Origin of the sequence: Arthrobacter sp. 35/47 (assembly GCF_000520475.1) — a bacterium.
Classification (GTDB): domain Bacteria; phylum Actinomycetota; class Actinomycetes; order Actinomycetales; family Micrococcaceae; genus Arthrobacter_D; species Arthrobacter_D subterraneus.
This window is the reverse complement of the sequence record NZ_KI914581.1, coordinates 4,031-11,275: the sequence shown is the minus strand read 5'-3', so window position 1 is coordinate 11,275 and position 7,245 is coordinate 4,031. Positions and strand designations below refer to the sequence as shown.

At 64.3% G+C, this 7,245-nt stretch carries 6 protein-coding genes and 2 pseudogenes; 4 read left to right on the top strand and 4 right to left on the bottom strand.

What is annotated here, in order from left to right:
• From X803_RS16850 to X803_RS0100420, 3 genes and pseudogenes are all read left to right on the top strand, one after another.
• A pseudogene (locus X803_RS16850) lies at positions 1 to 838 on the top strand (RNA helicase); the annotation flags it as partial.
• A 27-nt stretch (positions 839 to 865) separates the two neighbouring features.
• A complete protein-coding gene (locus X803_RS0100425) occupies positions 866 to 2,518 on the top strand; it encodes an amidohydrolase (RefSeq protein WP_026543578.1) in 1,653 nt (550 codons plus the stop codon).
• Between the two features lie 373 nt (positions 2,519 to 2,891).
• Positions 2,892 to 3,647, top strand: coding sequence for a polyprenol monophosphomannose synthase (locus X803_RS0100420; protein ID WP_026543577.1), 756 nt, complete (start codon positions 2,892 to 2,894; stop codon positions 3,645 to 3,647).
• Between the two features lie 141 nt (positions 3,648 to 3,788).
• Here the strand turns inward: X803_RS0100420 and X803_RS0100415 are convergent, their stop codons facing one another.
• The 4 genes from X803_RS0100415 to X803_RS0100400 form a co-directional block, all read right to left on the bottom strand.
• Complete coding sequence (locus X803_RS0100415; protein WP_026543576.1) at positions 3,789 to 4,136, bottom strand: RNA polymerase-binding protein RbpA; 348 nt, start codon at positions 4,134 to 4,136, stop codon at positions 3,789 to 3,791.
• Positions 4,137 to 4,363: 227 nt separating this feature from the next.
• Complete coding sequence (locus X803_RS16845; protein ID WP_051470306.1) at positions 4,364 to 5,317, bottom strand: SPFH domain-containing protein; 954 nt, start codon at positions 5,315 to 5,317, stop codon at positions 4,364 to 4,366.
• 35 nt (positions 5,318 to 5,352) lie between these two features.
• Positions 5,353 to 5,832: an NfeD family protein gene (locus tag X803_RS0100405; protein ID WP_035777340.1), complete on the bottom strand. Its 480-nt coding sequence runs from the start codon at positions 5,830 to 5,832 to the stop codon at positions 5,353 to 5,355.
• Positions 5,833 to 5,948: 116 nt separating this feature from the next.
• Positions 5,949 to 6,824, bottom strand: a complete 876-nt coding sequence (locus tag X803_RS0100400) for a methyltransferase domain-containing protein (RefSeq protein WP_026543574.1) — start codon at positions 6,822 to 6,824, stop codon at positions 5,949 to 5,951.
• 87 nt (positions 6,825 to 6,911) lie between these two features.
• Here X803_RS0100400 and X803_RS16840 point away from each other — a divergent pair.
• A pseudogene (locus X803_RS16840) lies at positions 6,912 to 7,245 on the top strand (PD40 domain-containing protein); the annotation flags it as partial.

Here is a 7,245-nt window from a genome sequence, read left to right as displayed (position 1 = left end):
CGCGTCACTGAGGAATTCGCTGAACGAGAAGCGCCCACCCGCCAGCCGGACGCCGGCGGAATTCCCGACCGTCGGTACTGAGCGCCAGGAGAAAGCAATCGCAGACCTGCGCCGCCGGCTCAGGTCACATCCCTGCCACGGCTGCAGCGACCGCGAGAACCACGCGCGTTGGGCGGAGCGGTGGTGGAAGCTGCGGAGGGAAACGGACAGGCTTGCCCAGCAGATCCAGGGACGAACCAATACCATCGCGAAGACCTTCGACCGTGTGTCAGAAGTGCTCCTGCACTACGGCTACCTCCAGGAACATGACACCCAGGGCCTGGCCATCACGCCTGCCGGACAGAAACTTCGCCGGATCTACGGCGAGAAGGACCTCCTGATCGCGCTGTCCCTCGAACACGGCGCCTGCAATGACCTGGACCCCGCCGAGCTGGCGGCTCTCGCGTCCGCGCTGGTCTACCAGGCCAAGCGGGAGGAGCGCGGCCTTCGTCCCCGGATGCCGTCGGTGTCGCTGGAATCTTCGATCGACATCGTCATCCGCCAGTGGTCACGCCTGACAGACCTGGAGGAACAGCACCGTCTGTCCGTCACCAGCGAACCCGATTTCGGGCTCATGTGGCCGGTCTACAAGTGGGCGCGAGGCAAGGGACTCCAGAACGCCCTGCAGGGGACCGACCTCGCTGCCGGCGACTTTGTCCGGTGGGCGAAGCAGATCATTGATCTCATTGACCAGTTGGCGAAGGTTCCGGACCTGCCGCCGGGCTTCCGTCGCCTGTGCATCGACTCCATTGACCGTATCCGACGGGGCGTCGTGGCCTATTCCGCGGTCTCCGAATAATCCCATATCTCTCTACCCGAAAGTTGCATGCCTGTGTCCCCTTCCGATTCCAAGCCCATCCTGTACCGCAACGGCTCGGTATACAGCGCCGCAGATCCATTTGCGACGGCCATGCTGGTCACGGCAGACACGGTCGCCTGGGTTGGATCCGAGCACGCAGCGGCCGCGCTGGCCGACAGCAGCATGGACGTGGTGGACCTGCAGGGTGCGCTCGTTGCACCGGGGTTCGTCGACTCCCACTTCCACACCACGGAAACGGGACTGGCCATCACTTCTCTTGACCTCACCGGGGTCAACAGCCTCGGCGAGCTCCTCGACCTCGTCGCGCGGGCGGCAGCTGATAGTTCAGGGACCATCATGGGTAACGGCTGGGACGAATCGAGGTGGTCGGAGCGGCGTCCGCCCACCGCGTCCGAACTGGAGAACGCGTCGGGCGGGGGCCGTGACGTCTATCTCGTGCGTGCAGACGTCCACTCTGCCGTGGTGTCCACGTTCCTGGCGCAACGGCTTGGGCTGCAGCAGTACGACGGTTGGGATGACGGGTTTATTGTGCGTGATGCGCACTTCGCGGCCCGCAGCGCGGTGCGCAGTCCCGGACCCGACGAGCGGGAGGCGCTGCAGCGCACGGCCCTCGACCACGCGGCTGCGAACGGAATCGTCGCCGTCGTCGAGATGGCCGCGCCGCACATCGCTCCCCGGGAGGACGTTCTGTCACTACTCTCGCTCGCGGGGCCGCACCCTGAAGTTCTGGCCTACTGGGGACAGGCCGTCACTTCCGAAGAGGAGATGCGAACCGTTTTGGCAGGTTTTGGCGGCAAGGTGCTGGGCCTTGGAGGGGACCTGAACGTGGACGGGTCCATCGGTTCCCATACAGCCCGTATGCGGGTGCCGTACGCGGATGCGCCCCATTCCTGCGGCACCACGTTCATGAGTGCCGACGACGTCGCCGCGCACCTGGGTGCCGCAACATCCGCCGGCCTGCAGGCGGGCTTTCACGTCATCGGTGATGAGGGACTGGACACTGTGATTGCCGGTCTGGAGAAGGTGGCATCCGACCACGGGCTGGAGAGGGTGCGAGCCGCCCGGCACCGGCTGGAACACGTGGAAGTCGCCGACGACGGCGCCATCTCCCGGCTGGCCCATTTCGGTACGACAGTGAGCGCGCAACCCGGCTTCGACGCGTTGTGGGGTGCTCCCGGCGGCCTGTACGAGCAGCGGCTCGGAACCGACCGCTACACGCCGATGAACCGGGTCGGCAGTTTGTTGAGCGCCGGTGTTCCTGTGTGCCTGGGTTCCGATTCACCCGTCACCCGTATGTCGCCCTGGCAATCCATCCACGCCTGCATTGCCCATGCCAGTGCCGAGGAGCGAATCTCGGCTCGTGCTGCCTTTCTCGCACACACCCGCGCCGGTTGGCGTGCGGTGGGGGCCGGGAATCCGCTGCTCGGTCAGCTCCTCCCCGGCGCACCGGCATCCTACGCGGTGTGGGAGGTGGACGAGCTCATGGTCCAGACCCCGGACAGCAGGGTCCAGTCATGGAGCACGGATCCACGTGCTGGCACTCCGCTGCTCCCCGCACTCGATACGGACAACGAGCCGCGATGCCTGGAAACCGTCCACAGGGGCAGACAACTGTATGCGGACGGTGTCCTCGCAGACCGCCAGACCCGGCTGGAGTGACAGGGCCCGGGTCCGCCCTCTGACCTGCACGAACGTCTAAACCAGCAGGTCAGCGGGCTGTTGACACCTCCTCCACAGGACGTAAGCTGTTAGATCTACGGGTCGGAATCCTTACGTTTCGGATTGACCTGACCGAGCCACCGCATACTGCGACGCCAAAGGGGACCACGAGTGAATGTAAGGCTCTTTCGCGCGGTGGAAGGCTTGGTAATCACAACGGGTAGGTTTGCACGTCCTTAGAAAACAGCGCCGATCGATTGATCACTGCTGGCCCGAAGGCGTGCGAACCTACCCGTAGCTCATATACTGGGAAGCCCGTTCGGATAGCTGAACTGCTGCGCTCTGCGCACACGCCCCATCGAAAGGCCCTTGAGTGCGCGTTGTCACGATCATTCCCACCTACAACGAACGCCAATCCCTGCCGATAACCCTTGAGCGGCTCCGGGCAGCCGTCCCCCACTCGGATGTGCTGATCGTGGATGACAACAGCCCTGACGGCACCGGAGATTGGGCAGACCGGTTCGCCGAGGTGGACCCCAAGGTCAAGGTCCTGCACAGGCAGGGCAAGGAAGGTTTGGGGGCTGCCTACATCGCCGGTTTTCGCTGGGCGCTAGAACGGGATTACGACGTCCTGGTCGAAATGGACGCCGACGGCTCCCACCAGCCGGAACAGCTTCCCGCCCTCCTCGAGGCAGCGACCGGCGCACACCTGGTCATCGGGTCCCGTTGGGTGCCCGGCGGCGCAGTGGTCAACTGGCCGTTCCACCGGACGCTGCTGTCCCGTGCGGGAAGCCTCTACTCGCGCACCATGCTCGGACTCACCGTTCGGGACATTACGGCCGGCTACCGTGCGTTCCGGCGGGAGACGATCGAGGCCATCGATCTGGCCGACGTTGATTCGGTGGGGTACGGGTTCCAGGTCGACATGACCTTCCGTGTGGCCCAGAAGGGACTGCGCATCGTCGAAGTGCCGATCACCTTCGTAGAGCGTGAGTACGGAGATTCGAAAATGAGCGGCAATATTGTTTTGGAGGCAATCGCGTCGGTGACCCGCTGGGGGCTCGCTGCCCGCTGGTCCGCTCTCACATCACGCCTGTCCGGCCTCCGATCACCTGCAACGGACGCATAGGCCGCCGGCAAAGGACGCGCCGTCAGCAAGGACGGCCAGGCGGCCGCTATATCCTGCGCCGGCCCGGAAGGGCTGTCCTCGATCCGGACACAGAATCGCCCGGGCACTTCGATGAAGTACCCGGGCGATTCACACATGTTCTCAGGCGGAGCGGCGTTCCCCGCGACGCTCCCGCAGGATGTTGAGCCGATCCTCCAGGATCTGCTCAAGTTCCTCCATTGACCGGCGCTCCAGGAGCATATCCCAGTGGGTACGGACCGGCTTGTCACCGGAGGTGTCTGGACGCTCTCCGTCAACGAGCAACGCTTCCTTGCCGGTCTTTGAAACCCACACCGGAGGAATTTCCGCTTCAGCTGCGAACGTGACGAAAACCCGTTCACCGTCCTCGCAACGGTATTCGATACGCTGCCGGGGTGCCGGCTCAACGCCGGACTCGGTCTCCATGCTTTGGGCGCCTAGGCGCATACCCCGAAGGCTACGGTCGCTCATCTTATCTCCCTCACTTCGTATGGCATGCTGGACTCCCAGCTGCCTCTGCTGCGCGCTCGCCGAGCAGGCAACATCACGACGTTCGACGCCGCGCTACCACAGGTATAACGCCGGGTAACCGCCGTCTGTTCCCAGCGGCGCTCTCATCCGGCAAACACCCCACTATACCGACTGGGACCACGGATCACCCAATCGGTGCCGCGAGCGGCGCGCGGCGGGGCTGATGACTAGTGCACCTGGGGCGGGTGCGTCTCCTCGCCTGTGGCGGGGGAGTCAGCATGGCCAGCCTCGTTCTCCTGCGCTCCGAGTACGTTTCCAATGCCCTTGAGCGCTTCTCCCAGCTCGCTGGGGATGATCCACAGTTTGTTGGAGTTGCCCTCCGCAAGCTTGGGGAGGGTCTGGAGATACTGGTAAGCGAGCAGCTTCTGGGTGGGGTTGCCCTTGTGAATAGCGTCGAAGACCTTCTGAATGGCCTGCGATTCACCGTCTGCCCTCAGGATCGCTGCCTTGGCATCGCCTTCGGCCGCGAGGATGGCTGCCTGCCGCTGCCCCTCCGCAGTAAGGATCTGCGATTGCTTGGTTCCCTCTGCAGTGAGGATGGCTGCGCGGCGGTCGCGTTCGGCCCGCATCTGCTTCTCCATAGAATCCTGGATGGAGTGCGGCGGGTCGATCGCCTTGAGCTCCACGCGCGACACCCGGATTCCCCAACGCCCCGTGGCGTCATCCAGGACCCCGCGAAGCTGTCCATTGATCTGGTCCCGCGAGGTCAGTGCCTCCTCCAGATTCAACCCGCCGACAACATTCCGCAGCGTCGTCGTGGTCAGCTGCTCGACGGCCTGGATGTAGTTGGCGATTTCATAGGTAGCGGCACGCGCGTCGGTCACCTGGAAGTACACGACCGTGTCGATGGACACCACAAGGTTGTCCTCGGTGATCACCGGCTGCGGCGGGAAGGAAACAACCTGTTCGCGCAGGTCAAGAAGCGGCAGCAGACGGTCAACGAACGGGATGAGGATCGTCAGGCCCGGCAGGAGCGTGCGCTGATATTTTCCCAGCCGCTCAACCACACCCGCGCGAGCCTGCGGAATGATCCGAACGGATTTCACCAGCACAACCAGGACGAAAGCGATCAGAACAATCAGGACGATCGTGAGTCCGATTGTGCCTGAGTCTGTGAACATGGTTCCCCTTGTGTTGTTGTGGTGCCGAATGGTGTTCAGGAGGAGGTAAGTGGACCGTTCTCCGTTGGTTGGGCTCCTACGACGACGGCGGTCGCTCCGTCGATGCGGGAAACTGTCACGCGGGTGCCGGCCGGCACGGACGAGCCGTCAACAGTGCGTGCGGTCCATGTGTCGCCGCCGATCTTGACGGTCCCGGAGAGCCCGGTGACCGGTTCCAGTGCAAGTGCGTGTTCGCCGATCAACCGATCGATGTTGGAGAGCTGCTCGGCTGAGCCCCGCTTGAGATGCTTCAGGGCCACCGGCCTGACCAGCAGCACCATCAGGAGTGAGACGACGCAGAAGATCACTACCTGGATGAAGAAAGAGGCTCCGGCGAGTGCGCCGATCAGCCCCGCGAGTGCGCCGGTTGCAAGCATCAGGAAGAACAGGTCAAGGGTCAGGGTTTCCACCCCAGCCAATCCGAGCATGAGCACCAGCCAGAGAATCCAGGTGTTCTGTACCAGCCAGTCAAGCATCGCATTTCCCCTCGGTGGCGGCATCTGCAGACAGTCATTCCGTGCACAGGGTGCCTCTTACCATCATGCCAAATCCGGAGGCGGAAATATAGCGTTACGGGAATATCCTCAGCACTTCATCCGTGCGCGCGCCGGCTATAGGACTGAAGTGTGAAGGCGGCCGTCACCGGCAACTCGCCGGAAAGGTTCGAGAGATCGGCTGGGCTCCGGTGGTGCCCGGCAGGCCCCATCATCGCGACGTTGCGCACGTCGCCCGGTCCAAGCGTCATGGTGAATTCCACAGTCCGGGTCGAGATGAGGTCGAAGGCGCCTGCGAGGGAGGCGGCGACGTCGTCGCCCTTTCCGCCGGGAACTCCGAGAAGCCCTGCGGTGCCCGCGATCTCCTGGAGGTGCTGAGGCAGGGGAGTGACCACCAGCAACACTCCGCCGTCTTTCACTATCCGCGCGAACTCAGGGGGGTTGCGCGGGGCGAAGACGTTCAGAAGCAGATCGACGCTGCTATCCGCCACGGGCAGCCGTTGCCACAGGTCGCACACAAGGCAGAGGGCGCCGGGCAGCAGTTTCGCTGCCCGCCTCAGCGCAAACTTCGATATATCGAGTGCCACCGCCGCGGACACCGGCACAGCTTCCAGAAGCCTGCTCAGGTAGTAGCCGGTCCCTGCCCCCGCGTCCAGGACGACAGGCCGGTTGACGGCTGCTTCCTTCGCCGCCGCGCACAGAGCATCCGCGAGTCCGTGGAAATGCCCGCTGCCGAGGAAATCGATCCGCGCCTGCACCATCTCAGCGGTATCAGGCTGGAAGCTCGTCCCCCGGCCAGTGAGCAGGTTGAAGTAGCCCTGCCGGGCTGCATCGAACCGGTGGCCGCCGGCACAGCTGAGGAGTTGCGGAGTGTGTTCACGCCCCGGCACCCCGGAGGACGTACCGTCCGGCCCGGCGGCAAGCGGTCCGCGGCAGACGGGGCAGAGAAGGAGGACTCCCGGAGACGGCGGCATTGGACAATCGTAGGGGGCGGCGCCGCTTTGAGCCGCAGCACCATGGGGGCATAGGCTCGGAGTGTGAAACCAGACACACTCAACCTGATGAATACAGTGAGCGCACCCTCGCTCCACCCGGACACCCGACGCTGCGTAGTCTCCGTGACCCGTCCCGACTACGACGCCGACGCCTATGTAGGGCAGCTGTGGGAGGTGCCGCTGGACGGCGGAGCTCCCCGTCGGCTTACCCGGGGGTTCAGGGATACCGCGCCGAAATTCTCCCCGGATGGCTCCATCCTCGCTTTTCTCCGCGCCGGCGAAGGTGGCAAGCCGCAGGTCTATATCACCGACGGCAGGGGAGGGGAGCCGCAGCAGCTGACCGATCGCCCCCTGGGCGTCTCCAGCTTCGAATGGTCGCCCGATTCCCGCCGGCTCGTAT

Bases quoted from the DNA above. Each gene is read 5' to 3' on its own strand.
- X803_RS0100425 (WP_026543578.1), top strand. From the start codon at position 866: ATGCCTGTGTCCCCTTCCGATTCCAAGCCCATCCTGTACCGCAACGGC.
- X803_RS0100415 (WP_026543576.1), bottom strand. From the start codon at position 4,136: ATGAGCGACCGTAGCCTTCGGGGTATGCGCCTAGGCGCCCAAAGCATG.
- X803_RS16845 (WP_051470306.1), bottom strand. From the start codon at position 5,317: ATGTTCACAGACTCAGGCACAATCGGACTCACGATCGTCCTGATTGTT.
- X803_RS0100405 (WP_035777340.1), bottom strand. From the start codon at position 5,832: ATGCTTGACTGGCTGGTACAGAACACCTGGATTCTCTGGCTGGTGCTC.
- X803_RS0100400 (WP_026543574.1), bottom strand. From the start codon at position 6,824: ATGCCGCCGTCTCCGGGAGTCCTCCTTCTCTGCCCCGTCTGCCGCGGA.